At 35.7% G+C, this 25,039-nt stretch carries 28 protein-coding genes; 26 read left to right on the top strand and 2 right to left on the bottom strand.

Annotated elements, in window-relative coordinates; translation table 11 throughout:
• Nucleotides 1-632: 632 nt before the first annotated feature.
• Nucleotides 633-1,931 carry an MFS transporter gene (locus EGI24_RS09070; protein WP_255048057.1) on the bottom strand — a complete coding sequence of 433 codons (1,299 nt, stop codon included), beginning with the start codon at nt 1,929-1,931 and terminating at the stop codon, nt 633-635.
• Nucleotides 1,932-2,259: 328 nt separating this feature from the next.
• On the opposite strand from EGI24_RS09070, the gene EGI24_RS09065 reads away from it, so the two are divergent.
• From EGI24_RS09065 to EGI24_RS09010, 12 genes are all read left to right on the top strand, one after another.
• Nucleotides 2,260-2,832 carry an AraC family transcriptional regulator gene (locus EGI24_RS09065; protein ID WP_255048056.1) on the top strand — a complete coding sequence of 191 codons (573 nt, stop codon included), beginning with the start codon at nt 2,260-2,262 and terminating at the stop codon, nt 2,830-2,832.
• A gap of 62 nt (nt 2,833-2,894) precedes the next feature.
• Entirely contained in the window at nt 2,895-5,228 is a 2,334-nt protein-coding gene (locus EGI24_RS09060) for an ATP-binding protein (protein ID WP_255048055.1), read from the top strand.
• Nucleotides 5,221-5,646 (top strand): response regulator, encoded by a 426-nt coding sequence (locus tag EGI24_RS09055; protein WP_255048054.1) that lies wholly within the window; start codon nt 5,221-5,223, stop codon nt 5,644-5,646. The genes EGI24_RS09060 and EGI24_RS09055 overlap by 8 nt, the downstream gene beginning before the upstream one ends.
• A 648-nt stretch (nt 5,647-6,294) precedes the next feature.
• The gene (locus EGI24_RS09050; RefSeq protein ID WP_255048053.1) at nt 6,295-6,609 is read left to right on the top strand and encodes a hypothetical protein; all 315 of its coding nucleotides are present in this window, start codon (nt 6,295-6,297) and stop codon (nt 6,607-6,609) included.
• 59 nt (nt 6,610-6,668) lie between these two features.
• Nucleotides 6,669-7,355: an OmpA family protein gene (locus EGI24_RS09045; protein ID WP_255048052.1), complete on the top strand. Its 687-nt coding sequence runs from the start codon at nt 6,669-6,671 to the stop codon at nt 7,353-7,355.
• A 1-nt stretch (nt 7,356) separates the two neighbouring features.
• Nucleotides 7,357-7,944: a porin family protein gene (locus EGI24_RS09040; protein WP_255048051.1), complete on the top strand. Its 588-nt coding sequence runs from the start codon at nt 7,357-7,359 to the stop codon at nt 7,942-7,944.
• 222 nt (nt 7,945-8,166) lie between these two features.
• On the top strand, nt 8,167-8,559 hold the full coding sequence (locus EGI24_RS09035; protein ID WP_255048050.1) for a hypothetical protein: 393 nt from the start codon (nt 8,167-8,169) through the stop codon (nt 8,557-8,559).
• Nucleotides 8,560-8,577: 18 nt separating this feature from the next.
• Nucleotides 8,578-8,850: a hypothetical protein gene (locus tag EGI24_RS09030; protein ID WP_255048049.1), complete on the top strand. Its 273-nt coding sequence runs from the start codon at nt 8,578-8,580 to the stop codon at nt 8,848-8,850.
• Between the two features lie 232 nt (nt 8,851-9,082).
• A complete protein-coding gene (locus tag EGI24_RS09025) occupies nt 9,083-9,376 on the top strand; it encodes a hypothetical protein (protein ID WP_255048048.1) in 294 nt (97 codons plus the stop codon).
• 72 nt (nt 9,377-9,448) lie between these two features.
• The gene (locus EGI24_RS09020; RefSeq protein WP_255048047.1) at nt 9,449-10,438 is read left to right on the top strand and encodes a 2-hydroxyacid dehydrogenase; all 990 of its coding nucleotides are present in this window, start codon (nt 9,449-9,451) and stop codon (nt 10,436-10,438) included.
• Nucleotides 10,439-10,444: 6 nt separating this feature from the next.
• A complete protein-coding gene (locus EGI24_RS09015) occupies nt 10,445-11,320 on the top strand; it encodes a DnaJ C-terminal domain-containing protein (protein WP_255048046.1) in 876 nt (291 codons plus the stop codon).
• 12 nt (nt 11,321-11,332) lie between these two features.
• The gene (locus EGI24_RS09010) at nt 11,333-11,689 is read left to right on the top strand and encodes a hypothetical protein (RefSeq protein ID WP_255048045.1); all 357 of its coding nucleotides are present in this window, start codon (nt 11,333-11,335) and stop codon (nt 11,687-11,689) included.
• A 14-nt stretch (nt 11,690-11,703) separates the two neighbouring features.
• Here EGI24_RS09010 and EGI24_RS09005 read toward each other — a convergent pair whose 3' ends face one another.
• Nucleotides 11,704-16,032, bottom strand: coding sequence for a CheR family methyltransferase (locus tag EGI24_RS09005; protein ID WP_255048044.1), 4,329 nt, complete (start codon nt 16,030-16,032; stop codon nt 11,704-11,706).
• Between the two features lie 273 nt (nt 16,033-16,305).
• On the opposite strand from EGI24_RS09005, the gene EGI24_RS09000 reads away from it, so the two are divergent.
• The 14 genes from EGI24_RS09000 (at nt 16,306) to EGI24_RS08935 (ending at nt 25,033) form a co-directional block, all read left to right on the top strand.
• Nucleotides 16,306-16,851, top strand: a complete 546-nt coding sequence (locus EGI24_RS09000) for a heme-binding protein (RefSeq protein WP_255048043.1) — start codon at nt 16,306-16,308, stop codon at nt 16,849-16,851.
• Nucleotides 16,852-16,861: 10 nt separating this feature from the next.
• Nucleotides 16,862-17,737: a cupin-like domain-containing protein gene (locus EGI24_RS08995; protein WP_255048042.1), complete on the top strand. Its 876-nt coding sequence runs from the start codon at nt 16,862-16,864 to the stop codon at nt 17,735-17,737.
• A 100-nt stretch (nt 17,738-17,837) separates the two neighbouring features.
• Nucleotides 17,838-18,512 carry a BON domain-containing protein gene (locus EGI24_RS08990; protein WP_255048041.1) on the top strand — a complete coding sequence of 225 codons (675 nt, stop codon included), beginning with the start codon at nt 17,838-17,840 and terminating at the stop codon, nt 18,510-18,512.
• A gap of 156 nt (nt 18,513-18,668) precedes the next feature.
• Nucleotides 18,669-19,226 (top strand): NADPH-dependent FMN reductase, encoded by a 558-nt coding sequence (locus EGI24_RS08985; RefSeq protein ID WP_255048040.1) that lies wholly within the window; start codon nt 18,669-18,671, stop codon nt 19,224-19,226.
• Nucleotides 19,227-19,319: 93 nt separating this feature from the next.
• The gene (locus EGI24_RS08980; protein ID WP_255048039.1) at nt 19,320-19,487 is read left to right on the top strand and encodes a Thivi_2564 family membrane protein; all 168 of its coding nucleotides are present in this window, start codon (nt 19,320-19,322) and stop codon (nt 19,485-19,487) included.
• Nucleotides 19,488-19,577: 90 nt separating this feature from the next.
• Nucleotides 19,578-19,772: a hypothetical protein gene (locus EGI24_RS08975; RefSeq protein ID WP_255048038.1), complete on the top strand. Its 195-nt coding sequence runs from the start codon at nt 19,578-19,580 to the stop codon at nt 19,770-19,772.
• 64 nt (nt 19,773-19,836) lie between these two features.
• The gene (locus EGI24_RS08970; protein WP_255048037.1) at nt 19,837-20,130 is read left to right on the top strand and encodes a hypothetical protein; all 294 of its coding nucleotides are present in this window, start codon (nt 19,837-19,839) and stop codon (nt 20,128-20,130) included.
• Nucleotides 20,131-20,152: 22 nt separating this feature from the next.
• On the top strand, nt 20,153-20,623 hold the full coding sequence (locus EGI24_RS08965; protein ID WP_255048036.1) for a Dps family protein: 471 nt from the start codon (nt 20,153-20,155) through the stop codon (nt 20,621-20,623).
• Nucleotides 20,624-20,635: 12 nt separating this feature from the next.
• Entirely contained in the window at nt 20,636-21,433 is a 798-nt protein-coding gene (locus EGI24_RS08960; protein WP_255048035.1) for an ABC transporter permease, read from the top strand.
• 5 nt (nt 21,434-21,438) lie between these two features.
• Nucleotides 21,439-22,212 carry an ABC transporter ATP-binding protein gene (locus EGI24_RS08955; RefSeq protein WP_255048034.1) on the top strand — a complete coding sequence of 258 codons (774 nt, stop codon included), beginning with the start codon at nt 21,439-21,441 and terminating at the stop codon, nt 22,210-22,212.
• Nucleotides 22,209-23,198, top strand: a complete 990-nt coding sequence (locus tag EGI24_RS08950; RefSeq protein WP_255048033.1) for an MlaD family protein — start codon at nt 22,209-22,211, stop codon at nt 23,196-23,198. The genes EGI24_RS08955 and EGI24_RS08950 overlap by 4 nt, the downstream gene beginning before the upstream one ends.
• A gap of 125 nt (nt 23,199-23,323) precedes the next feature.
• Nucleotides 23,324-23,917 carry a YceI family protein gene (locus EGI24_RS08945; RefSeq protein WP_255048032.1) on the top strand — a complete coding sequence of 198 codons (594 nt, stop codon included), beginning with the start codon at nt 23,324-23,326 and terminating at the stop codon, nt 23,915-23,917.
• A gap of 52 nt (nt 23,918-23,969) precedes the next feature.
• Nucleotides 23,970-24,818, top strand: coding sequence for a universal stress protein (locus EGI24_RS08940; RefSeq protein ID WP_255048031.1), 849 nt, complete (start codon nt 23,970-23,972; stop codon nt 24,816-24,818).
• Nucleotides 24,815-25,033, top strand: a complete 219-nt coding sequence (locus EGI24_RS08935) for a hypothetical protein (protein WP_255048030.1) — start codon at nt 24,815-24,817, stop codon at nt 25,031-25,033. Before EGI24_RS08940 ends, EGI24_RS08935 begins: the two co-directional genes overlap by 4 nt.
• Nucleotides 25,034-25,039 lie beyond the last annotated feature (6 nt).

The following is a 25,039-nucleotide window of genomic DNA, read 5'->3' as shown; positions in this document are numbered from 1 at the left end:
AAATTGATATATATCAATTGATTTATAAACATTTAAGTATTTCTTATTCAAGTTAATAGGCATTTTTTAATACCAGATAATAATTTTTCAAAAAATTGATTTTTTTTTATTTAACGGATACAAAAATATGCGGGGATGTTTAAAGACAAAACGACATTTTTTTGTTTTTTCTAATGGGAAGGTAATTACATGTATGACCCATAAGCGGATTTTAAAGGTTTTGAACACCTTAAAAAAATATAATTTTTAAAAGAATGAAAACTGTACTTAAAGACCTTTTTTTTAGAATTTAAACTCACCTAATGGTCCTTAACGAAGTCCGATATGGTTCAAGAAAATGGACCTAACTTTCATAGATATTATTTTTCTGATAGATAGAATACCTGTGTAAATGGATGAATTCTTTATGGAGAAATAATAAATCAATCAGGCCTTTTCCAAAATGATATACTGCACTTTTAGGATGGATATTCCTTTTAAATTGAACCGTTTGCCTATAGTTTCCTGTAAGGCATAAATTGGCAAACAAACGCTTAATACTACGATTTCATAGAGCGTTAAAAATGCACAAACCAATCGCTCTAGCGAATACCAAAGCAACTTTTAAGCAAAAGGATGAAAGCTAATGACCCTTAACTCACATCTTCCGAGCTATTTCTCCAGGTCATAATGCCGGCGATTAAGGCAGGAATGGCAAAAATCATGAAGTTGGCTCCAATGGATAAGCCCATGCCTATCAACAAACCGCCAAGTTTTGGACCTACTATTCCTCCTATTCGCCCCGCTCCCATTGCCCAGCCTATACCAGTGGTTTTAAATTCGCTGGGATACATGCGGGCAGCGAAGGCGTATAATCCCACAAAACCGCCTTGAATACCGAATCCTAAAAATGCGAACACCAATAAAATAACATCTGAACCTATGAAAAACTTAAAGCAAGCCATCAGTATAGCTGTAAGAATTAGAATGACCCCAATTGTTTTTTTCAAACCATATTTACTCGAAAAATATCCTTGCGTTACAATCCCAAAAAATGCTCCAATATTAAACACGGTACCTGCGTAGATGGCCAAACTTAAGGATAATCCAGCATCTGAGGCCAATTTCGGTATCCAGCTTGTCATAAAATACAGAGCTGCAAAAGCCATAAAAAGTGCTACCCAAAGTTCTATGGAAGGCTTTTTGTATTTGCCAGACAATAATTTACCCACCGGAATGGCTGATTGTCGCTCGGCCTTTGAAGGAAGAACAGTGATAGCCTCAAATCCCATTTTTTTTAATAGGGCATTGATTTTTTCCAAAGCATTCTTGGGTTGGGCTTTAACATAAAAATCAATCGATTCAGACAAGAACAAGATAATCAATGGAATAGCCAGCAATGAAGCTATGCCCGCATACTTAAACATCTGTTCCCAGCCTTCAGCAGGAATTACTTTAGCGGCCACAAGACCTGATATCACTGCCCCGATGGGATATCCTGAAATCACAAAACTTACCCAGAAATCCCGGGTTTTGTTGGGCGTAAACTCAGCTGTAAGTGCGGCAGTACTAGCCAGCATACAACCTATCCCCAGTCCACTCAAAAATCTATAAGCCAAAAGCATGTTGACACTGGTGGCGTAAGAAGTCAAATAGATGCAAGTGCCCATCACAACAGCACTGATCAGAATAAGGTTTTTCCTGCCAATTTTGTCGGCATATGGAGCAATAAATAAAGTACCTAAGGTCATACCGATGAGTCCAGAACTAAACACCGTACCCAGCACCTCTGGACCTATAGACCATGCTTTAGCAATGGCCGGTGCGGTATAGGATATCACCAAAACATCCATGCCGTCAAGCATATTCATTAAAAAACAAATTATGATGGTAGCAAACTGTAGTTTTGAAAGCGGATTTGAGTCAATCAGAGCTTTTGAAGAGAATTCCATTCTTAAAATTATGGTAGGGTTAAATATTTCTAAAACTTAAAATTAGTGTATTTTTCCAATAATAAATTAGGTTAATTCCACAAATATTATTTCAGGGTTAAATTGTGGAATAAAAAGCAATTTGTTTTGAATAAGGTCAGGATTCTCTTTATGAACATAAAATCAATTTGCGATATATATTTAGTTTTAAACAAGCCATTTAAAATATATCAACCACTATAACCTTGATAAATGCTAAAATAAGTACAAATTCCTGCCAATCAATAATTAAACCTCGCTAATGCGGTTTATTATACCTAGCTTTGATTAAATATAAAATTGCAACTCGATGAAGCTCTACATTAAATATATGGTGAGCAATCGTTGCAAAATCCTAGTTAAGGAATCTTTAAAAGATCTTGGCTTGCATTTTATTGTGGTTGAACTCGGCGTAGTTGAAATCATGGAAACCCTTACCAAAACTCAATTAGAATCCCTCAAAGCTGTTCTCAACGAAAGCGGACTGGAGCTCATGGACGATAAAAGAGCCATGCTGATTGAAAGAATCAAGACTGTGATCATAGAAATGGTGCATCACTCTGATGAATTACCCAAGTCAAACTTCTCAGATTTTATAAGCGATAAGCTAGACCATGACTATACTTATCTCGCTAATTTATTTTCTGAAGTTCAAGGTACTACTATTGAGCAATTTATTATTGCCCACAAGGTTGAACGTATCAAAGAATTAATCATTTACGACGAAATGAACATTACTGAAATTGCTTATAAAATGAACTACAGCAGTGTGGCTCATTTGTCAAGTCAGTTTAAAAAAGTCACCGGCCTAACGCCTACCCATTTTAAGCAACTCAAGGATAAAAAAAGAAACCCTATTGAGGACATAGGTAGGCTTGAATAAAATTAAAGATAAAAAACGCAACAACTTAAATTACTAAAAATTTAAAAACAGTGATATAATCATTGGAAAAAGAATTGGAAAAAGAACAAATTAGTGAACTGACCATAGCTAAAAAAGAGCTTGCATTTCAGAACATAGAAAAGGAAAAACGTGCCCAAGAATTGATTATTGCCAACAAAGAATTGGCTTTTCAAAACAGGGAGAAAGGCAAAAGAGAAAAAGAACTGGCTTTGGCAAACTTAGAATTGGCCTTTCAAACGAATGAGAAAGGTAAGCGTGCTGAAGAATTGGTTTTGGCCAATAAAGAATTGGTATTTCAAAACCATGAAAAAGGAAAGCGTGCCGAGGAATTGCTCATCGCCAACAAAGAATTGGTTTTCCAAAACCTTGAAAAAGAAAAACGTGCCGCAGAATTGACCATAGCCAATTTAGCGAGAATTCTTATTGAGGCCAGCCACGATCCACTTTTTACGATTAATACCAAAGGGAAAATAACGGATTTAAATAACGCTTCAGCTATCATTACTGGGCTGAGCAGAGATAAATTAATTGGTACCGATTTTTTCGACTACTTTACCGAACCTCATAAAGCAAGAGAGGTTTATAAAGAGGTATTTTCTAAGGGTTTTGTTACAGATTATCCATTGACTATCCGAGATCACAAATTAACAGATGTCCTGTTTAATGGGTCGGTTTTCAAAGATGAGTCTGGAAATGTGCTGGGCGTGGTGGTAGTGGCCAGAGACATCACAGAGCAAAAACGGATTGAAAATGAACTGATAGAGGCTAGAATATTTGCTGAATTGGCCACCGAAATAGCAGAAGAAACACAGAAACGTGCGGAATTTGCGATGCACACAGCTGAAAATGCTGTGAAATCAAAGCAGCAGTTTCTGTCCAACATGAGTCATGAAATCAGAACCCCGATGAATGCCATCATTGGTTTCACCAAAGTGGTTTTAAAAACTGAATTGACACCAAAACAAAGAGAGTACCTATCAGCCATAAAAATTAGCGGAGATGCCCTTATCGTACTTATAAATGACATTTTAGATTTGGCTAAAGTAGATGCAGGCAAAATGACTTTCGAAGAAATTCCATTTAAAATGGCCTCTTCTATTCATGCCATGTTGCATTTATTTGAAACCAAAATTCAAGAAAAGAACCTGAAACTTTTGGTTGAATATGACAAAAATATTCCAGAGGTTTTGGTAGGAGATTCGGTCAGGTTGCATCAAATTATACTCAATTTGGTAAGCAATGCGGTAAAGTTTACTTCAACTGGACATATAAAAGTAAAAGTAAAATTGTTCTCAGAAGACGCAGAAAATGTAAATATAAAATTCAATATCTCCGACACCGGAATTGGAATTTCAAAAGATAAAATACAAAATATTTTTGATAATTTTCAGCAGGCAACCAGCGGAACATCCAGGCTTTATGGAGGTACTGGCCTGGGCTTAGCGATAGTCAAACAATTAGTAGAAAAACAAGGGGGAACGATAGAGGCAGAGAGTGAATTAGAAGTAGGATCTACTTTTAGTTTTCAGTTACCATTCAAAAAAACGATTAAACAGGCATTAAGCTCCAAAGATATACTAGAGACTGAAAATGAGGTAATTGGAATAAAAATATTGGTTGTTGAGGATATCGAACTGAATCAATTATTGATGAAAACCTTACTGGAGGATTTTAAGTTTGAATGCGATATAGTGTCCAACGGACGATTGGCTGTAGAGCGATTGGGTGAAAAAAAATATGACATTATTTTGATGGATCTCCAAATGCCAGAGATGAATGGATTTGATGCCACCAAGTATATTAGGAATATTCTCAAATTGGAAGTACCCATAATGGCTCTTACTGCAGATGTGACCACTGTGGATTTAGAAAAATGCAGGGCTGTCGGCATGAATGGTTATATTGCTAAGCCTGTAGACGAAAAACTATTATATACAAAAATCATTGAACTGGTAAAGAGACCCACCATGAAAGATGAAATATTAAAAACGGAAGAATTAATCGTGAAGGCGAGATGTATAGATTTAAGCTATCTATTGGAGAGAACAAAATCTAATCCCAAGTTGATGTCCGAAATGATAAAGTTGTATTTGGAGCAAACTCCCCCTTTGATAGAGGCCATGAAACTTGGATTTCAAACCAATGACTGGAATTTATTAAAATCGGCCGTGCACAAGATGATTCCATCATTTTCGATCATGGGCATGGACAATAACTTTGAAAATATTGCCAAAAAAATTCAAGAGTATGCAGCTCTACAAGAAAATTCAGAACATGTATTGGGTATGGTAACCGAACTCGAAAATGTTTGTCTGCAAGCCTGTAAAGAATTAGAAGAAGAGCTAAAAAAATTAATTAACACAGACAATGAATAAAATTAAACTGTTTTTAGTCGACGACGATGCCTTATTTTTGAAATCTTTAGAAATAGAATTCATGAGCAACGGCGATTTTGAAATAGAAACATTTATTTCTGGGGAACTTTGTATAGAAAATTTGTTCAAGAATCCTGACATTATAATTTTGGATTATCATCTGGACGGTATCAACCCCGCTGCCATGAATGGATTAGAAACACTGCAACAAATTAAGAAAATCAAGAAGGACATTCCTGTCATTATACTTTCTTCTCAAGATAAAATAGAGGTGGCCATCAACTGTATGCACAACAATGCTTTCGATTACGTTGTAAAAAGCGAAACAGCCTTCGTGAGACTAAGAAAAGCCATTGATTCAGTATTTCAACTACAAAAAATCCAAAAAGAACTCAGTTGGTATATGGATAGGATGTGAGTAGGTATTGGTTGATTGGTTTACTGGTTATTGGTTGATTAGTTATTGGTTATTAGTGTATTAGTTACTGGTTATTGGTTACTAAAGACTCGTCCACTGAGGACAATGATATATAGATGTTAATCTGATGGAAATTGCGATCGATAGATCTCGAAGTGGGTTGCTGGTTAATCGGCCACTGAGCACAATGATATTCAGATGATAATCTGAATGAAATTGCGATCGATAGATCTCGAAGTGGGTTACTGGTTAATCGCCCACTGAGCACAATGATATTTAGATGTTAATCTGATGGAAATTGCGATCGATAGATCTCGAAGTGGGTTGCTGGTTATTGGTTTACTGGTTATTGGTTATTGGTTGATTAGTAATTGGTTATTGGAATTTTCGGATACTGAGCGATATTGAAGCGGTTATTGATTAATGCGGGATTAACCATACAGACTTTGAAATCTTCGTAACTTATTCATTGTTAAGTACATACACAACTTATCCTCCGCAAATTACCTTTGCTTTTTCTAAAAATGTGTGAATATTGTAAGTTATATAAGAATTTATATAACACATCCCTACGCTAGGATTTCGACCTTTGTATGGTGAAAATCATTTCACAATTGCCCCGCCAATAGTGGGAAATAAATTACGATAATGAAAAAATATACCATGTTTTTCCTGACATTTTTTATGTTATTGAGTTTGGCACCGCTTAACTCAAAAGCTGAACCTACTGCCATTTTAAAAGAAAAAACTAAAAAAGTAGAATCTGAAGAGGCAAAAGTATTATTGGCAAGATTAGATGCTATTAAGGCTTTGGACAAATCAGATATGACCAGAGATCAAAAGAAAGAATTGAGAAAAGAGGTGAGAACTATCAAGTCAAATTTGGCTGATTTAGGTTCAGGCGTTTATCTATCTGCTGGTGGTATCATCATCATACTTTTGATATTGATTCTGTTGTTATAAGTAAACACGCTAAGTCCACACTAATTTTTGTAAAAAAGATTGTTTTAAAAAATACTGAAATGAAGAAAATAATAATACCAATTCTGGTACTTATGACGGTGATTGCAGGTTGCAAAACCTCACAAAGTCAGAAAAAATCAAATTTAAACAAAACCGAAAAGGGAGCCATAATTGGTACTTCGTCTGGGGCTGTAATAGGGGGAATAATTGGCAATAAGAAAAACAATACGGCTCTTGGAGCTATATTGGGAGCTACTGTAGGCGGTGCTGTGGGTGTAGTGATTGGAAACAAAATGGACAAACAAGCCAAGAAAATTCAAGATGAATTGGGCAATGCTGCGAAAGTAGAGCGAGTGGGCGAAGGCATAAAACTCACTTTTGATAGTCAATTGCTGTTTGATTTTGGGAAGGCAACTTTAAAAGAATCTAACAAAGACGATTTGTGGAAACTGGCCAACACGCTTAAGCAATATCCTGATACCGATTTACTCATTGTGGGCCATACCGACAATGTAGGTTCTGAATCATTTAATCAAACTTTATCTAAAAAAAGAGCCAATGCAGTCTCCAATGAATTAACTTCTTCGGGTATAAGTAGAAATAGATTAAAAATAAAAGGCAAAGGTGAAAATCAACCTACAGAAACCAATGATTCTGACGCAGGAAGGACTCAAAACAGAAGGGTAGAAATTGCGATTTACGCCAATAATAAAATGAAAACAGAAGCTAATAAAGAAGCCATTTAAAATGAAAAATAACCATAAAAAAATAATTATAGCTTTTGCTTTGTTCTTGATTTCTTTTGGAATTAAGGCTCAAGTGAAATTTGGAGTAAGGGCTGGACTGAATGCCTCCACGGTATCATTTCCAAATCTACCCAACAAATCTGAAAAGATAGGCTTTCACGCTGGTGTATTTGCAGATGTGCCTCTTGTAGAAGACTTTATGTCGATACAGCCAGAAGTTAGCTACTCTACCAAGGGAACTTCGTTTAAGGTTTTGAGCGAGAAGCAATCCATCAATATGAATTATGTAGATTTGATTTTGCCAGTCTCGTTTAAAATGAGCGATTTCAACATAAACGTAGGCCCATTTGCCTCTTATCTGATTTCTACGCCAGATTATACCTACTACAACAATAACTCCGTTTTGGTGGATGCATTCAAAAAATTTGATGCAGGCTTATCGGCAGGATTGGGATATAATTTCAATAAAATGATGATTGGGGTTCGATATAACCAAGGGTTTATAGATGTTACCGAAGACAACGCCAGGGTATTTCTAGGAAGCGGAAAAAACGCCGTAGGTCAATTATCTTTGGGCTATAAGTTCTAATGCAATTTTAAAAAGAATCCCGAAGAGCTTAATGCCCTTCTTGATTCTTTTTTGTATATTACACCTAACAAAAAACAATTATTATGAACAATATTTTTAAAGGTTTAATAGCTGGATACGGAGCTAAAAAACTGGGAGGCGGATGCTTCGGAACGATCATAGTTTTCATAATTATCTGGGTAGTACTCGGACAATGTAAATAACCTTAAACTACTAACAAAAATGACCAAAGCAACCCTAATCGGCATTTGGATGGATCATACAGAAGCAAACTTCATGGTATATTCCAACGAAGATATGGTGACCACTACTATCAAATCCAAATTTACGCAAGAAGTAAAAGAAGAGAGTCTATCTCATGGAGAAAGTGGCATGCACACCAAAGAAAAGCAGCTAAAAGCTGAATATTACAAGGAAATAAGCAAAGTGATCCAAAATTATGAAGGTGTACTTTTGTTTGGACCCACCACCGCGAAATTGGAATTGTCAAATATTCTGAAAGAGGACCACCATTTCAATAAGATAAAAATCGAGGTTCAGCAAGCCTTTAAAATGACGGAAAACCAGCAACATGCTTACGTAAAAGAATATTTCTCAAAACAATACATTTATTGAATTTTAAATCCCAATAAAATGAAAAGCAAAGACAATAAATCCAACGAAAAGAAAATTGAATTGCCTGGCTATATCCCTTACCCACCGGGTGAAGACATCTTTGTAAAATCCAAAAAAGTAGAAAATAAAAGGGATAAAAAAGACAGTCCGCTAACAGCTCTAAGCCCAGACCGCATGGGTGATGCACTGGATGTACCTGGCTCTGAATTGGACAACAACCAAGAAAATATTGGTTCTGAAGATGAGGAAAATAACTACTACAGCTTGGGTGGAGACAACCATGATGATTGAGAGTCCAAATTCTTTTTATTCAAAACTAACCGTTCCAAATCTTAAAAATCAACTGGATTTTAAAGACTAAGATCAAATAACAGCTAGGTAAGTTGATATTTTGAATCAAAATGTTACACAAATTCTAGTTAAATTCCTCGAAAAATTTTCAGGTAAAATGGCATAATTCAGACAATGAATATTAGTACCTTTAAATCAATAATTAAAATAACACAACTTAATTTTCATTGCAATGCCAGATTACATCGACTTTCCAGAAGTTGAGGACATTATTGTAAAGTCCAAAAATGAAGAATATCAAGAAGTAAAATCTTCCAAATCGGAAAACTCAAAAAAAAATAAAGATGAGTTTCCCTTTCTTTTTAAAGATTCGGATTTTAACCTGAAAAACTTAAATCCAGAAGATGATGATAACGATTATTATATTTCGCATGAAAATACCTACAACGATTCTACACTGCTAATTCTTTTAAGCATCGGCACTTTGATTTCTTTGGGTATTCTAGCAAATTCTATATTAACTTAAATATCTGATTAAATAAAGTTCTGAGTCCATTAGCTTCTTATTAATTCTGTTTATAAGATTTAATTAAATACCATGAAAGTAGCCGTATTCAGTACCAAGCCCTATGAAAAAATTTACCTTGAAAAATACAATGCTGATGCCAAGCATGAGCTGGTGTTTTTTGAAGCTTCTTTAAATGCTGCTACTACTGACTTGGCAAAGGGATTCGAGGCAGTTTGCGTTTTTGTTAGTGATATTTTAGACGAGAATACCATTGAGAAACTAGCCAATCAGGGTGTCAAACTTATAGATTTGCGAAGTGCTGGCTTCAACAATGTAGATCTTACAGCCACTAAAAAACATCATATAAAAGTACTGCGAGTGCCCGCCTATTCCCCTCAAGCCGTGGCCGAACATGCAGTGGCACTTATACTTACGTTAAATCGCAAAACCCACAAAGCCTACAACAGAGTGCGAGAAGGCAATTTCTCTGTTGAAAAACTCATGGGTTTTAACCTTTATGAGAAAACCGTCGGCATCATAGGAACTGGAAAAATAGGTACTGCATTTGCTAAAATCATGTTGGGTTTCGGTTGTAAAATAAGGGTAAACGATACCGTTGAATCTGATGACCTTAAGGCCAAAGGCGTAAAATACTTGACTTTTGATGAGGTTTTAGCCAACTCTGACATTGTATCTATCCATTGTCCGCTTACCCACGAAACTAAACATTTATTTGACAGTTTGGCCTTTGAAAAAATGAAAAGTGGAGCCATGCTGATCAACACCAGTCGAGGAGCCATCATCAATACTTCACATGCTATTGTGGCATTAAAGAAAGGGAAATTAGGCTATTTAGGCATTGATGTTTATGAACAAGAAGAAAAAATATTTTTTAAAGACTTGTCCGAGTCTCTTATCCAGGACGATTTGATAGAGCGACTCATGTCGTTTCACAATGTTTTGATAACGCCCCACTTGGGATTTTTTACAGAAGAAGCTTTGGAGCAAATCGTAAAAATAACCTTAAAAAACTTTACAGATTTTGAAAATGGTGTAAGCTCAGAAAATGAAGTAACGTAAAGCATTATGGATTTCAAAGATTACTACAAAATACTAGGCGTCGAAAAAAAAGCTACACAGGACGAAATCAAAAAAGCTTTTAGAAGTTTGGCCGTAAAGTATCACCCAGATAAAAACGCTGGTAATAAAGAAGCTGAAGAGAATTTCAAATCTATCAACGAAGCCAATGGCGTTCTGAGTAATCCTGAAAAAAGAGCCAAGTACGATGAGTTTGGGCAATATTGGGAAAATCCAGGACAAGATCCACAAAATTATAAAGGACAAAATACTTCACAAGGCAGGTATCAAGACTTTGGAGATCAAGCAGATTTTTCCGATTTATTTGAGCAGTTTTTCTCTTCAAAAAATGGAAATACCAAGACTGCAAAAAACGCCAAAGGGGGAGATTATGAAACAGAAATGGAGATTACGCTTCAAGAAGCCTATCATGGAACAAGTCGCATATTACAAGTTGATAAAGAGAAACTAAGAATTACTACAAAGCCTGGAACCTTCTCAGGTCAAATCCTCAGAGTTAAGAACAAAGGAGCCGCTCCCAGAGCAAGTGGAGAAAGGGGCGATTTGTATGTAAAAATTAAGGTAAAATCGGATTCCGAATTCGAGAGAAAGCAGAATGATTTGTATATTTCTCAGTCAGTAGATTTGTTTACGGTAATTCTTGGAGGTGATATCCTCATTCATACGTTTACTGGTCAGGTAAAAATAAACTTGCAAGCGGGCACGCAAAATGCGAAGGTCATTCGATTAAAAGGAAAAGGAATGCCTATTTATGACAAAACCAACCAGTTTGGTGATTTGTATGCAACATTACAAGTAAAGATTCCAGAAAACTTGAGTTTAGAGCAAAAAGCAAAATTTGAAGAATTAAAAGCTATTTTATAAACAAATACAACCATGGAAAAAAATGTAATTATTAGGTATTCTCCTCAAATCAACCAAAAATCAGTGGAAAATTTCGAAAATGCCTTTTATGATTCTTTATGCAAATATTCATTCCGTCATTTGCCTTTTTCAGAAAAAATTACGGAAGAATTAATCCAAGAAGCTCTGCTCAAGTCCATCCAAGTGTGTCAGTTGGCTGGAGTAAACAGTGCGTGCCATTTTAAAAAAGTATTTGTATACGATGCAGTTGGTCACACCCTCGCCATTGACTGGAAAATGAGCAAAAAAGCTGTTAATCTTATGGTTACTCAAATGACATCCCTTGACCGAAATACCGCTCAATGGATTTGGAAACTCGTGGACGTTTGACACCATGAAAGGTTTTACTTTGCCAAAAAGGCATTTATTTTGGTCAAAAGCAATTTTTCATCTATTGGTTTTGAGATATAATCATTCATGCCCAGTGTTTTACATTTTTCTACATCCACCGAAGTTACATCCGCCGTTAGTGCAATGATCGGAATATCCGATTTCATCACTTGTCTGATGTATTCAGTGGTATCAAAACCGTTCATGATGGGCATTTGCAAATCCATCAAAATAACGTCAAATGTGTCATTTTCAAGTATTTCTAAGGCTATTTTGCCATTATTGGCCATTTCAACATCAAAATCAAAATCCATCAAGATGATTTTTATCAGAAATTGATTCAGAGGCATGTCTTCCACCACCAATATTTTTTTTCTCAAATTAATCCCATTTGAGTTTTCATTTTGAAGTTCTTCTATCTTTGAAGGCTCCTCCATGACGTCCTGACTCGGTATTTCAAAATCCAATATAAAGCCAAAAGTTGAGCCCACACCTAATTCACTCTTGATAAATACCTCTCCGTTTTGGAGTTCTACCAATTGTTTTACTATGGCCAAACCAAGCCCAGTGCCACCATATGAACTGGTGGTTTCTTTATTAGCCTGCTCAAAATTATTAAATACCTGTTTCAACTTATTTTGCTCTATTCCTATACCTGTATCTGTTACACTGAATTCTAAAGTCACTTTTAGCTCTGATTCTTTTAGCTTTTTTACAGCGAAAATTATTTTGCCTTGACTGGTAAATTTAACTGCATTGCCTATCAAATTTAAAATTATTTGTCTCAATCGTAGTGGGTCTCCTATTAGAAATTTCGGAATATTTTGATCATAATCTTTTACAAATTCTAGATTTTTCTCTTTGATTTTAAGATCAAATAACTGCACCATGGTGTCTAACGTTAAATCCAAATCAAACTTAATTTCTTCAAAAGACATTTTGCCAGCATCTATTTTGGCTAAGTCTAGAATATCATTAATCAAAACCACCAAGGCATCGGCTGAAATTTTTATGGCATTGAGATATTCTCTTTGGGCGGTATCAAGCGTAGTTTTGAGAACAACATTGGTAAAACCCAAAATGGCGTTCATGGGTGTACGTATCTCATGGCTCATGTTGGCCAAAAACTGCTGTTTGGCTTTCACGGCAGACTCGGCTATTCTTGTTTTATGGTCAGCATGGTTTTTAGCTTCTATGAGCTCCGCTTTCGTATGAATCTGCGATGTCACTTCATAAGCAATAACTACCACACCAGAAATTGTATCATCTGCTTCATAATAAGGCTGATACACGAAATTAAAATATACTTTCTCCAGTTTTCCGTTTCTTTGAATTGAAACGAGATATTCATACCCTTCAAATGGTTTGCCTGTTTTTAATACTTCTAATATTATATCGGGTAAATCACTATTCAACAGTTCTGGTAATACTTCCACCAGAAGTTTTCCTTCAATTACGTTTCCCTTTCCCCAAATTTCCTTTATGGTATCATTGGCAAGTGAAATTTTCAATTCTTCTCCAATCAAAATAGCGAAAGCAAAAGGAGACTGCATGAGCAACCTGTTGTATCGGCTATTACTATTTTCAATAGCTTTATGGGCTTCTTTTTCAAGGTTTAATTGAACCTCCAACTCCAGCTTTTGCCTGATTTGCTGCTCAACGGCTAGTCTTTTAACTTCCGTTATATCGGCAATGGTTAGCACAATGAGGTCTTCATTCTGACTTTTTTGTTGAATCCTATGGGCATTGAGCAACAAGTTTTTAATGCCTATCTGCTCAAAAGTCTGTTCAATCTCAAAGTCTTGAAATCTAAGATTTTTAGGTATAATATCTTCCAAAAGCTCCCTCAAGGCCGGAATGCTCCATTCTCCATTATTGATTTTATAAATAGAAACGCCCAAGAGATCGTCTTCTGAAACTTTAAACATTTTACAAAATGACCCATTGGCAGATTTTATTCGGATATTTTTATCCAAAATCAAAACAGGTTCATGTACAGTAGAAATAATGCCTTCATAATAGGAATACAATTCTTCTATTTGTAAAATTCGGGCATTCAGTTCCTGATTGCTGGTTGTAAGTTCTTCGTTGGTCGATTCTATTTCTTCTTTCGAGGTTTCTAACTCTTCGTTGAGGCTTTGTAGTTCTTCGTTGCTCGATATGATCTCCTCGTTTGCACTTTGAAGTTCTTCGTTTGCAGCTTCTTGGTCATGGGTTATCGAGCCCATGTCTGATCTTGCGGCTGTCAACTCTTCCTCCAGTTTTCTAATCCTGCGGTCTTTGGCCAACGAATTGTTTTTGGTGCCATTTGCCGAACTTTCTGGTATTTCCAAGAGCTGTTCAGTAAAAATCACTATTAAAAGCGGCTCTTCATTTTCTAATTTAAGCGGAGCTACTTCAATATTGACTATTCTCACTATATTTTGCAGAAGACCACGATCCATTTCAATTCCAGTTTTCTTTATGGTCTGCTTAGTTTTGATGGCATGATGAATAGCATTCCTCAACTCAAAGGTGATTCCTTCATGAGCCATTTTCAAAATATTAAAGGAAGCTTTTCCTGACGAATTTTGAAGAAAAGTAGCTGTTGGCCCTTTAAAGTGTAAAATCTCTAACTCATAGTTTATGACAACGCTTGCAGGCACATACTGTGCCAAAAGCACCGCATCTAAGGCACTTCCAAGGTTTGAACTAGGAAGGCTGTTGATGATTTTTTTTATATTTGGTGGAGTAAATTTGTTCAGTTCAGAACTAATGGTGTGTGGCAAACGGATGGTTATATCTGTTTTTTTTGCCAATCCTGAGTTCTTTTTAGGAGAATAAAATTTGCTTTTTTTGTTTACTATTGAAAACAACTTTACAGACGAACCGATGGTTTCAGATTTGCCCAACATCAAATATCCGTTGTCATTAAGAGCATAATTGAATGTGCTAACACACTTTTTTTGGTTAAATGCATCCAAATAAATTAAGAAGTTTCTGCAACTGATCAAGTCCATCCTTGAAAAAGGCGGATCGTTGAGAATGTTGTGTTGTGCAAATACGCAAACATCTCGAAGCGACTTAACGATTCGGTACTTATCTTTTGATTTTGTAAAAAACTGTCTGAGTCGTTTTGTTGACACATTTTTCATTTGACTCTCTGTGTACTCACCATTTCTCGCTAAAGCTATGGCCTCAGCACTCAAGTCAGATGCAAAAATCTGGAAAGGGATATTTACAGAGCTACTTTGTTGAATTTCAAGTAATGTAATGGCAATAGAATATACTTCTTCACCTGTAGCACAAGCAGCCACCCAAATCCTAATCGTTTCACCTTCTTTCTTTGACTTTATAATTCTTGGCAAAATCGTTTTCTTAAGTAACAAAAACGTCTCAGGATCTCTAAAAAACTCGGTTACGTTTATCAGTAAATCTTGATAAAGCAAATCTATTTCGTTAGGATTCTCCAACAGATAGTCTGCATATATTTTAATAGAGGCCAATTTGAGATTCATCATCCGTCGTAACAAACGCCGTTTGATGGTATTCATTTTATAATGAAAAAAGTCTACATTTTTTTTTATCAAAATTAGATTCAGAATTTTGACCAAATCAGGATTTTCGTTGTCAATTTCGTCTTCTGGATTTATTTTCTTTGAATTTCTGATTACCAATGGGTGTTTACTTATCCAGTTTATTTCCTCTGCTATTTCCTTGGGCGACATTACAAAATCTACGATTCCCTCGGTAATTGCAGATTGGGGCATACTTTGATATTTGGCAGATTCGTCTTGTGCAAAAGTTATCCCGCCAGCCAACTTGATATCTTTTAAACCCTTTGTACCATCATTTGCACATCCGGATAGCACTATACCTATCGTGTTTTCTTTGTGCGTTTCGGCTAAGGAAGAAAACAAAACATCTATGGAAATAGCGATTCCGCTTTTTGTTCTAGGAATCAACTTTATATGTCCATCAATTACCTCAATACCTTTGTTAGATGGTATAACATACACATTATTAGGTTTCATTTCTTCCATTTCGTCTATCTCTTGCACCAACATGCTGGTCGACTTAGATAAAATCGCTGGGAGCATGCTTTTGTGATCTGGACTCAGATGCTGCACCACAATAAACGCCATACCTGTGTCAGACTTCAGATTTTGAAGAAATTGAATGAAAGCCTCCAATCCGCCAGCAGACGCACCAATGGAAACAACTGTAAAGCCATGATTATCCAGTTCTTTATTTGAAACTTCTATGGTATCTATTTTAATGTTCTTTCGGGTAGCAGTGGAGCTTTTAGATGACAATTCTAAAGGAGATGTGAGCTTTCTTATGGGTGGCAAAAGTGTTTTCATGGCTAAGTGCTGTTTGACAACGAAGGTAGTCTATTTGGCGGGTTTCCAAGTAAATTGTTCATATAGTTTTAAACAAACTATCAAGAATCATGATTTGGGGCTCTTATTTTCAACTTAATATACAATTTTAGTCACGGAAAAACATAATTTATTCAAAATCAATAAATTATGTGTGAATGATGAAAGTTAAATTCTGAATTGTATAAGTTATTAAAAGGAGTAAAAACAATATTTGTATTATTAAATGAGCCTACAATCCTACCATTAGATTTTATGAAAATTCGTATAGTTATCCTCGTTAATTTGTTCGCTTTTTTATTGATTTATCAGTTTTATTTGGCCGTTTCTAGCAACCGAATAGAAGACAGAAGCTCTTATATAGTGATACATACCCACAAAAACTTTGAAATACGTATGTACAATCCGATAGCAGTGGAAGAAATAAATTCTAAGGCCTTTCGATTTAAAGAATACAGCAGAAATGGAATCAAAAACTTGGACAGATTCGGAATCTCCTATAGTCCGCAATTAAATGCCACTAACTCCGCCAAGCTCTCTGGGTCGCTCATTACCCAAAACTTAAATAGCAATTCAAAAGCTCATAGTTCTGTGACAAAAAATAATAATCTCTATTTAGCCGTAATCACCTTCGATGGATTCGCATTGGAAAGTGATATAAAGTCCTACGCAAAAACCATGGTTTTGGCCTTGAAAAAGTCAAATATTCGTCATTTTGGCAACTTCCAATATGTAGGCTATAACTCTCGATTTCAGTTCTTTAGGAGAAGAAACGAAGTAATCGTTCATATAAACTATTAATAACAACAACATGGAATTAAAACAAAAAATCGATGTATTGGAAATCTCAGAACTAGATAAATTCAAAGAGAACTATTTCATGACCCAAAAACCTGTGGTTTTGAAAGGCCTGGCAAATGAAAAAGTGGCTGGACAAAGTTGGAATATAAAATACTTTATGGACAAAGCCGGCGATTTAGAAATCAGTGTTTTCGATAATTCAAATCTAAAGCGTTCAAAATCAACCTATACGAGGCCTGATTTTAAAATGAATTTTGGAGATTACCTCTCTATTATTCAAAAAGATGAAAAAACCGATTTGAGAATTTTTGGAATGAATATGTCCAAACAATTACCCAAGCTCAAGAAAGATTTTCCTTGTCCGAAAATCTTCCAAGGCATGCTCGGCAACCTAGGTCTGATGTTTTTTGGCGGAAAAAACACCACGGTAAGGATTCATTATGACATAGACATGTCTAATGTGCTGCTGACTCACTTTGGAGGTAAGAAAAAAGTGGTTCTGATAGCACCTGAATACACTGATTTGCTCTATCGCCTACCCTACTGCACCTATTCGCTCATCAACCTCGACGACCTGGATTTTGTAAAATACCCAGGATTAATATTTATAAAAGCCTATGAATGCACGCTGGAGCACGGTGATTCTATTTTTATGCCGAGCGGATATTGGCACTATATGACTTATCTAGAAGGCAGTATGTCAGTCAGTTACAGAAAACTCTCTCCTTCATTACAAACCAATCTAAAAGGATTAATGAATATTGCACTAAGAATGCCATTTGATAAAATGATGGGCAAAGCCATGGGGTCTAAATGGCTAGCGTCCAAAGAGAAAATCGCCCAGATGAGAGCTAAGAGAGCCATTTACAATTTAAACTTTTCCTAATGTGTGAATTTTACAAATAGAAATCAATATTTTACAACGACCTCTTAGCCATTAATTCCACCTTTGTGAAGGAAATAGTATCACAATAAAAAACACAAAAATGAAATCTAACGAGGAACTTCAAAAAGAAGTACAAGATGCTTTCAAATGGGAACCAAAACTTCATGCGGCCGAAATTGGCGTAGTAGTACATGATGGAATTGTGACCCTATCAGGTACAGTGGACAATTACGCGAAAAAAATACAAGCCGAAGATGCAACCAAGCACATCATGGGTGTAAAGGCGGTGGTAGAGAAAATCGAGGTGAAATTCAACACCGATTGGGCAAAACACGATGACAACGACATAGCGAAAGAAATAGTAAACGCCTACAAATGGAATTGGCAACTACCCAATGACAAAATTCATGTAAAAGTGGAAAATGGCTGGATAACCTTGGATGGCGAAACCAACTGGAACTACCAACGCGAAGAAGCAAAAAATTCGATCAAAAACATGACAGGAATAAAGGGTGTGACCAATAACATAACCATTAAGTTGGAAGTAGAAAATAAGATAGAAAAAAATGATATTGAGGCGGCCATCAAACGAAATTGGTCCGTAAAAAGTGAAAATATAGATGTGGCAGTAATGGACCACAGAGTAACACTAACGGGAAATGTGTCGTCGTGGCACCAAAAAGACGAAGCTTCACGCATGGCATGGAGTGCTCCCGGAGTTTGGGCCGTTGACAATCAATTAGCAGTAATATTTGATAATGATTACGTGTCTTAAGATTTTTTAAGGCTACTAGCCACACACACTAATTTGAAAATGTAGACACATAGTACAAGCTTTCTTGAAAAGATTCTTGAAAATATGTGTTTGCTTTTCTTTAAAACATTCTCCAAGGGTAAATTCTATAAAAAACCTCACAAATCTTCAAACAAAATGCACAATATAGCCATCATCTCGTCCAGTATAAGACCCGACAGGAAAAGTCATCGTTTGGCATTATATTTTATGAAATATCTGAATGAAAATTTTCTTGCCAATGCCCATATTCTAGATTTGAAAGAATATGATTTCCCAATATTTAGCCAAACCTTTAAAAAACAAAAAAATCCAATCAAAAAGGTTATGGATTTTGCAGAAAAAATAGCGGCATCAGATGGCGTTATCATAGTGACTCCGGAGTACAATGGTGGCTATCCAGCCAGTCTCAAAAATGCCGTTGATCTTCTCTATGAAGAATGGCGACATAAACCCGTAGGAATAGTTACGGTTTCGAGTGGACCTTTTGCAGGCTCCCAGGTATTGGTCTCGTTCCAGTTTTCTCTTTGGAAAATGAAAGCCTGGACCATCACCGAGCAATTCGCAGTGCCAGATGTAGAGAAAAACTACGACGAGGAAGGCAATAGCCTGCATAAAAAAATCAGCGAACCACTTACAGAAGCCTTCATAAAGGAGCTATTTTGGTGTATAAAAGCAGATAAAAACTTAGTGTAAATGTGTGAATCTTATAAAGGATGTTTGGAATTATATAACAGGCAAGCAAGTCCAGAACACTACCTTTGACCTATCATAAACCCCATTTTTATCATGCCTATTCTAAATATTCTTATCGTAATAATTGTAATCGGTTTCGTGCTTTGGTTGGTCAATAATTATTTACCAATGGACGGCAAAATAAAGAAAATACTAAATTTCGTAGTAGTCATTGGTGTCATCATTTGGTTGCTTAAAGTATTCTCGATTATCAGCATTTAATCCATTTTCATCAGCACTACGCTATATAACATCCATGCAGCTTTTTTTAAAAAATTAAAAATTTACAAATAACCCTTTTAAATATATATCATGAATTTAAAACGAATTTTTGGAGCCATACTGACTCTTTTAGGTATCGTCGGACTTATTTATGCCGCATTTTTATTTGTCAATAGTTCAACAGGCACTAGAAACATAAAGACCCTTGTTACCTACGGCATCATCGGAGTAATATTCTTTGTATCGGGCATTGGACTCATCAAAACAACCAAAGACGAATCTTGAAAATTTCTTAGAGGCATAGAAAAACCAAATTGAGATTCAACTTTTGGTTTTACCTATAAAACAAATGATGAAAAATCTCAAAATTGTATTTATTCTTTTGGCTTTAACATTCATAATTGGAAGTTGCAAAACAAAATATGTTAAAGACAAACCTTTAGTTGTAGAAATGAAAAGGCCTGTTAGGCCAGGTCAAAATTATGTTTGGCTAAACGACAATTGGGTATTTAATAGAAAAAATCAAACCTACACGCGACGCCAAGGTTATTGGGCAATACCTAAATCCAAAAAAAACTATCAACAAGGCTACTGGAAAACCAACAAAAATGGAAGCCACTGGGTACCTGGAAGATGGAAATAAAAACTATACAAAAACAAAAATTATGCAACCAGCAATTGGTCTTACTGAAAAAAGCTTGAGCAAGAGTATTCAAATGCTCACGGTACTATTATCTGATGAAGTTATACTTTATACCAAAACCCGAAATTTCCATTGGAATGTGGCTGGTGAAAGTTTTATGGAACTCCACAAACTTTTTCAAAATCAATATTCAGCATTGGAAGAAACCATAGACACCGTTGCTGAAAGGATAGGGAAACTAGGTGGAAAAGCCATTGGCACAATGAAAGAATTTCTGGAAAACACCAGACTGAAAGAAAACCCAGGTGTTTATGCTGCACAAAAAGGCATGTTGATGGATTTGGTAAATGATCATCAAATGGTCATTGTAGAACTGCGAAAAGATATCGCAAGTTCAGAAACCAACGGCGATGCAGGAACTACAGATTTTCTAACTGGAATTCTAGAATATCACGAAACCACCGCTTGGATTTTAAGACGATATTTAAACTAGCCTAATAGAAATATGAAAGCAGAAACAGATAATAACGGGAAAAAATATCTATTTTCAAAAAGTTTAGATACCGTTTTTCTGGCCGTAAACAATGTTTTCAAATTTATCGGTTTGATTTTCAAAGAGGCTTTTACAGCACCTTTTGAGTGGAAAGAAATTATCAATCAATGTTTTAATGTAGGTTTCAAATCGCTCCCTTTGGTTTCTTTGACTGGATTTATTATTGGCATCGTATTTACCAAACAATCTCGACCATCACTCTCTACTTTTGGTGCCAGTTCTTGGTTGCCTTCTCTGATTTCTATAGCTATTATTCGAGCCTTGGCTCCATTGGTAACAGCTCTTATAGCTGCAGGTAAAGTAGGTTCTAACATCGGTGCCGAACTCGGTTCAATGAAAGTTACCGAACAAATTGACGCCATGGAGGTATCAGCCACCAATCCTTTCAAATATTTAGTAGTTACCCGTGTGATGGCAACCACATTTATGATGCCTGTCCTGGTTCTATATTCCGGATTGGTTGGCATGCTGGGCTCCTTTATGAATATCCATCAAAACGAACAAACGAGTTTTGCGGCCTTTATAAAAAATGCATTTAGTACCATATCTTTTTTAGATATCAATTCCTCCATTTTCAAGGCAGTTTGCTATGGTTTTACCATTGGCGTAGCGGGCTGCTACCAAGGCTATTATGCTGAAAACGGCACACAGGGAGTCGGTAAAGCAGCTAATACAGCAGTAGTTGTAGCTATGTTTCTGATTTTTATTGAAGAAATGATCATTGTTCAATTTGTAAATTCTATTAGATAAAATTTATGAAAAATAATGATGTAACTGAAAAAAAATCGGTGATAAGCATAAATAACCTAAAAAAGTCTTTCGGCAGTTTGAAAGTCTTAGATGGGGTGAACCTAAATATCAAATTAGGAGAAAATTTGGCAGTGTTGGGCAAATCAGGAAGTGGTAAATCTGTACTGATAAAAATAATATCTGGATTGTTAAAACCCGATGAAGGTACGGTAACCGTCCTCGGCTTAGAAGTAGATAAAATCAGTCCTGTTGAACTCAGAGCTTTACGGTCAAAAATCGGCTTTTCTTTTCAAAACAGTGCTCTATATGATAGTATGACCGTTAGAGAAAACTTGGCTTTTCCACTCATAAGGAATAAAACTAATTTGTCTAAAACAGAAATACAACATGCCATTGAGGAGGTATTAAACGAAGTAGGATTACCACAAACTATTGATCAAATGCCTTCAGAATTGTCTGGTGGACAACGCAAAAGAATAGGAATAGCCCGAACACTTATATTGAAGCCTGAAATAATGCTTTACGACGAACCCACGGCTGGGTTAGATCCCATCACCAGTAGCGAAATCAACAGTTTGATTAAGAAAGTTCAGGCACAATATAAAACCAGTTCTATAATTATCACCCACGACCTTACTTGTGCCAAAAACACTGCTGACAATGTGGCCATTTTGGTTCAAGGAAAATTTTTGAAATCTGGAAGTTTTGATGAAGTTTTTAAGTCTGAGAACGAAATTGCCAGAACTTTTTATGAATACAATTTTATAAATGACAAATGAAAGCATTAAAAAATAATCGACCAGTGATAGTCGGTATGTTTATATTATTAGGTTTATTGATTTTAGTAATGACAGTTTTTACCTTAGGCAATCAAAAGAAAACCTTTGTAAAAACTTTTACGTTGTACGCCGTATTTGATAATGTTGGAGGGTTGCTCAAAGGTGGCAATGTTTGGTTATCGGGTGTAAAAATTGGCACCATAAAGAGAATCAGCTTTTATGGAGATTCTAAAGTAATAGTTACAATGAGTATTGAGCAAGAAGCAGAGGCATACATTCATAAAAACGCCAAAGCAAAAATAGGGTCTGACGGCCTGATTGGCAACAAGATTGTCATCATTTATGGAGGCGACAAGTCCGTGCCTCAGGTAGTAAAGGGAGATGTTTTGAAAGTAGAAAATGGAATAAGTACAGACGATATGATGGCTACTTTACAAGAAAACAACAAGAATATTCTTCAAATAACCCATGATTTCAAAAGTATCAGCAAAAAAATAGACAATGGAGAAGGAGCCTTAGCAACTTTGTTAAATGATCCAGCCATAGCCAATCAACTTCGAGCATCAACTAGTAATCTACAATCTACTTTGACCAACCTGAAGACTGTATCGGAAGGTAGCAAAAAGGTTCTTGCAAATTTAGAAGGATTTTCTAAAAAGTTAGTCCTGCCAGGCAATTCTGTGAATGATATAGCCAGCGATACCATCATTTATAAAAGCCTCAAGGCCACATTGGCAGAGCTAAATGACGCTTCGAAATCTGTTACCAAGTTTACTGAGAACCTAAAAACCGCAAGTGAAAAATTCGGTCAAAAAGACAATGCCGTAGGTGTATTGCTTAATGACTCAGAAACTGCGGCCGCCATGAAAACCACCTTAAAAAATCTAGAAGCAGGAAGCAAAAAACTCGATGAGGATTTAGAAGCTTTGCAACACAACTTTTTGCTGAGAAGATTTTTTAAGAAAAAAGCAAAAAACAAACTATAAGCACCCAAAAGCCCAAAAAAAGTGTGAATTTTGAAACATTTCTCACTTTTTATATAACATTCTATTTCAGCTTTGCATGACCTTTATAGTGTGAAAATACATTCACATTTATGAAAAAATATGCGATGACAAATCAAATCAAATGGTCAATTGACCAAGCTCACAGCGATATTACTTTTAAAATCAGACATTTGATGATTGCCCACGTAAAGGGCTCATTTAAAACATTTGATGCCAACATTTACACCTATGGACAAGATTTCAGTACAGCTGAAATTGACGTTTGGATAGATGCCTCTTCCATAACCACTGGTGACGAAAAACGGGATGAACACCTTAAAGCCATGGATTTTTTAGATGTTCAAAACCATAAGCAAATCTCATTTGTATCCAGCACCATAGGCAAAATAGATGATGAACAAAAACATGAATTGTGGGGCGAACTAACGATGGTTGGTATAAAGCAAAATATAAAATTAGAAGTAGAATTCGGCGGAATTGTGAAAGATCCTTGGGGAAATGAAAGGGCGGGTTTTTCTGTTTCAGGAAAAATAAAAAGAGCAGACTGGGGTTTAATCTGGAATTCGAATCTAGAAGCTGGTGGTATTATGGTGGGTGATGATGTTCACATTTCTTGTGAAATTGAACTGACCAATGTAGGCTTTAAAGACCTAATAATGGAATTGGAAAATTCTGTTAATGATAGACAATCTCTCTGATTTTCAATCTAATTACCTCTTTTTCAGCACAAATCAATCAAATATTAACACTATGAAAACGATTCTTTTTCCAACAGATTTTAGTGACAACTCGATGCATGCTGCTCTATATGCGGGTATGCTTGCAAGAAGATTTGATGCTAAACTCATTATTCTACATGTTTTTACCAACATCATTTCTTTGAGTTTGGAGCCTCAAACTATGAATGATACCAGTATATTGGAGATGCAGCTTCAAAAGAACGCATTGCAAAATTTAGAAATTTTCAGTGAAAAAGTATTTCTAAGCACAGAACTTCCTGAGGTTCAAATAGAACATCTATTGGAATATGGATTTGTAACGGAGTGTATTGTTGAGGTATCAAAAAGATTCAAAGTGGATATGATTGTGATGGGTACCAAAGGTGTCTCCAATGTCTTCGACAAGTGGATGGGTTCAAACGCCGAAAACGTGGTTAAATCTGCGGAATGTCCAGTTTGGATTGTGCCGATAAACTCTCCATTAACTGTTCCTCAAGTATTTATTTATGCAGCAGATCTTCAGGAAGACGAAGTATCTGCGACAAAAACTCTTTTAGAATTTTCTGTTCCGTTAGGAGCTAGTTGCAAAGTCATTCATATTCAAGCGTATTTTGACAATGAAGTTATGCTGAAATCAGGAGAAACTATGGCAGATTTGAGCAAAGAATTTGAAGGAAATAACATAACTTTTAAGGATTTGAATAGAAAAGAAGTTGTGAAGGGAATAGAAACCTATTCTAAAAACCAAAAACCAGATGTATTAGCCTTGGCAGTTTACGAAAAAACTATTTTTAGTAACTTGTTCAATAGCAGCATAACCAAACATTTTGTGGAAGAATCTAAAATCCCTATGTTGATTTTTAAAAAAGAAAAATCATGAAAGCAATAGATAAATTGAATGATGATATTCTAAAAATAACACTGAAGATTCAAACTGAATATCCAGAAATATCGGTGTATTTAACTGAAATGCCAGTGACCATACCGAATGTTTCTTCTCCAAAAATCAATATCTCCTCACTTTCAGATTATTATGAATCTTTAAAAATCTTATTGAAAGATTATATTGAAAATCAGAAACTATTAAGCATTTGAAAAGAA

The organism is Lacihabitans sp. CS3-21 (assembly GCF_024343675.1).
In the GTDB taxonomy this organism is placed as follows: Bacteria; Bacteroidota; Bacteroidia; order Cytophagales; family Spirosomataceae; genus Leadbetterella.
This window is presented reverse-complemented; position numbering and strand designations above follow the sequence as displayed.

Coding starts and splice junctions, on each gene's coding strand:
- EGI24_RS09070 (WP_255048057.1), bottom strand. CDS start 1,931: ATGGAATTCTCTTCAAAAGCTCTGATTGACTCAAATCCGCTTTCAAAA.
- EGI24_RS09065 (WP_255048056.1), top strand. CDS start 2,260: ATGAAGCTCTACATTAAATATATGGTGAGCAATCGTTGCAAAATCCTA.
- EGI24_RS09055 (WP_255048054.1), top strand. CDS start 5,221: ATGAATAAAATTAAACTGTTTTTAGTCGACGACGATGCCTTATTTTTG.
- EGI24_RS09050 (WP_255048053.1), top strand. CDS start 6,295: ATGAAAAAATATACCATGTTTTTCCTGACATTTTTTATGTTATTGAGT.
- EGI24_RS09045 (WP_255048052.1), top strand. CDS start 6,669: ATGAAGAAAATAATAATACCAATTCTGGTACTTATGACGGTGATTGCA.
- EGI24_RS09040 (WP_255048051.1), top strand. CDS start 7,357: ATGAAAAATAACCATAAAAAAATAATTATAGCTTTTGCTTTGTTCTTG.
- EGI24_RS09035 (WP_255048050.1), top strand. CDS start 8,167: ATGACCAAAGCAACCCTAATCGGCATTTGGATGGATCATACAGAAGCA.
- EGI24_RS09030 (WP_255048049.1), top strand. CDS start 8,578: ATGAAAAGCAAAGACAATAAATCCAACGAAAAGAAAATTGAATTGCCT.
- EGI24_RS09025 (WP_255048048.1), top strand. CDS start 9,083: ATGCCAGATTACATCGACTTTCCAGAAGTTGAGGACATTATTGTAAAG.
- EGI24_RS09020 (WP_255048047.1), top strand. CDS start 9,449: ATGAAAGTAGCCGTATTCAGTACCAAGCCCTATGAAAAAATTTACCTT.
- EGI24_RS09015 (WP_255048046.1), top strand. CDS start 10,445: ATGGATTTCAAAGATTACTACAAAATACTAGGCGTCGAAAAAAAAGCT.
- EGI24_RS09010 (WP_255048045.1), top strand. CDS start 11,333: ATGGAAAAAAATGTAATTATTAGGTATTCTCCTCAAATCAACCAAAAA.
- EGI24_RS09005 (WP_255048044.1), bottom strand. CDS start 16,032: ATGAAAACACTTTTGCCACCCATAAGAAAGCTCACATCTCCTTTAGAA.
- EGI24_RS09000 (WP_255048043.1), top strand. CDS start 16,306: ATGAAAATTCGTATAGTTATCCTCGTTAATTTGTTCGCTTTTTTATTG.
- EGI24_RS08995 (WP_255048042.1), top strand. CDS start 16,862: ATGGAATTAAAACAAAAAATCGATGTATTGGAAATCTCAGAACTAGAT.
- EGI24_RS08990 (WP_255048041.1), top strand. CDS start 17,838: ATGAAATCTAACGAGGAACTTCAAAAAGAAGTACAAGATGCTTTCAAA.
- EGI24_RS08985 (WP_255048040.1), top strand. CDS start 18,669: ATGCACAATATAGCCATCATCTCGTCCAGTATAAGACCCGACAGGAAA.
- EGI24_RS08980 (WP_255048039.1), top strand. CDS start 19,320: ATGCCTATTCTAAATATTCTTATCGTAATAATTGTAATCGGTTTCGTG.
- EGI24_RS08975 (WP_255048038.1), top strand. CDS start 19,578: ATGAATTTAAAACGAATTTTTGGAGCCATACTGACTCTTTTAGGTATC.
- EGI24_RS08970 (WP_255048037.1), top strand. CDS start 19,837: ATGATGAAAAATCTCAAAATTGTATTTATTCTTTTGGCTTTAACATTC.
- EGI24_RS08965 (WP_255048036.1), top strand. CDS start 20,153: ATGCAACCAGCAATTGGTCTTACTGAAAAAAGCTTGAGCAAGAGTATT.
- EGI24_RS08960 (WP_255048035.1), top strand. CDS start 20,636: ATGAAAGCAGAAACAGATAATAACGGGAAAAAATATCTATTTTCAAAA.
- EGI24_RS08955 (WP_255048034.1), top strand. CDS start 21,439: ATGAAAAATAATGATGTAACTGAAAAAAAATCGGTGATAAGCATAAAT.
- EGI24_RS08950 (WP_255048033.1), top strand. CDS start 22,209: ATGAAAGCATTAAAAAATAATCGACCAGTGATAGTCGGTATGTTTATA.
- EGI24_RS08945 (WP_255048032.1), top strand. CDS start 23,324: ATGACAAATCAAATCAAATGGTCAATTGACCAAGCTCACAGCGATATT.
- EGI24_RS08940 (WP_255048031.1), top strand. CDS start 23,970: ATGAAAACGATTCTTTTTCCAACAGATTTTAGTGACAACTCGATGCAT.
- EGI24_RS08935 (WP_255048030.1), top strand. CDS start 24,815: ATGAAAGCAATAGATAAATTGAATGATGATATTCTAAAAATAACACTG.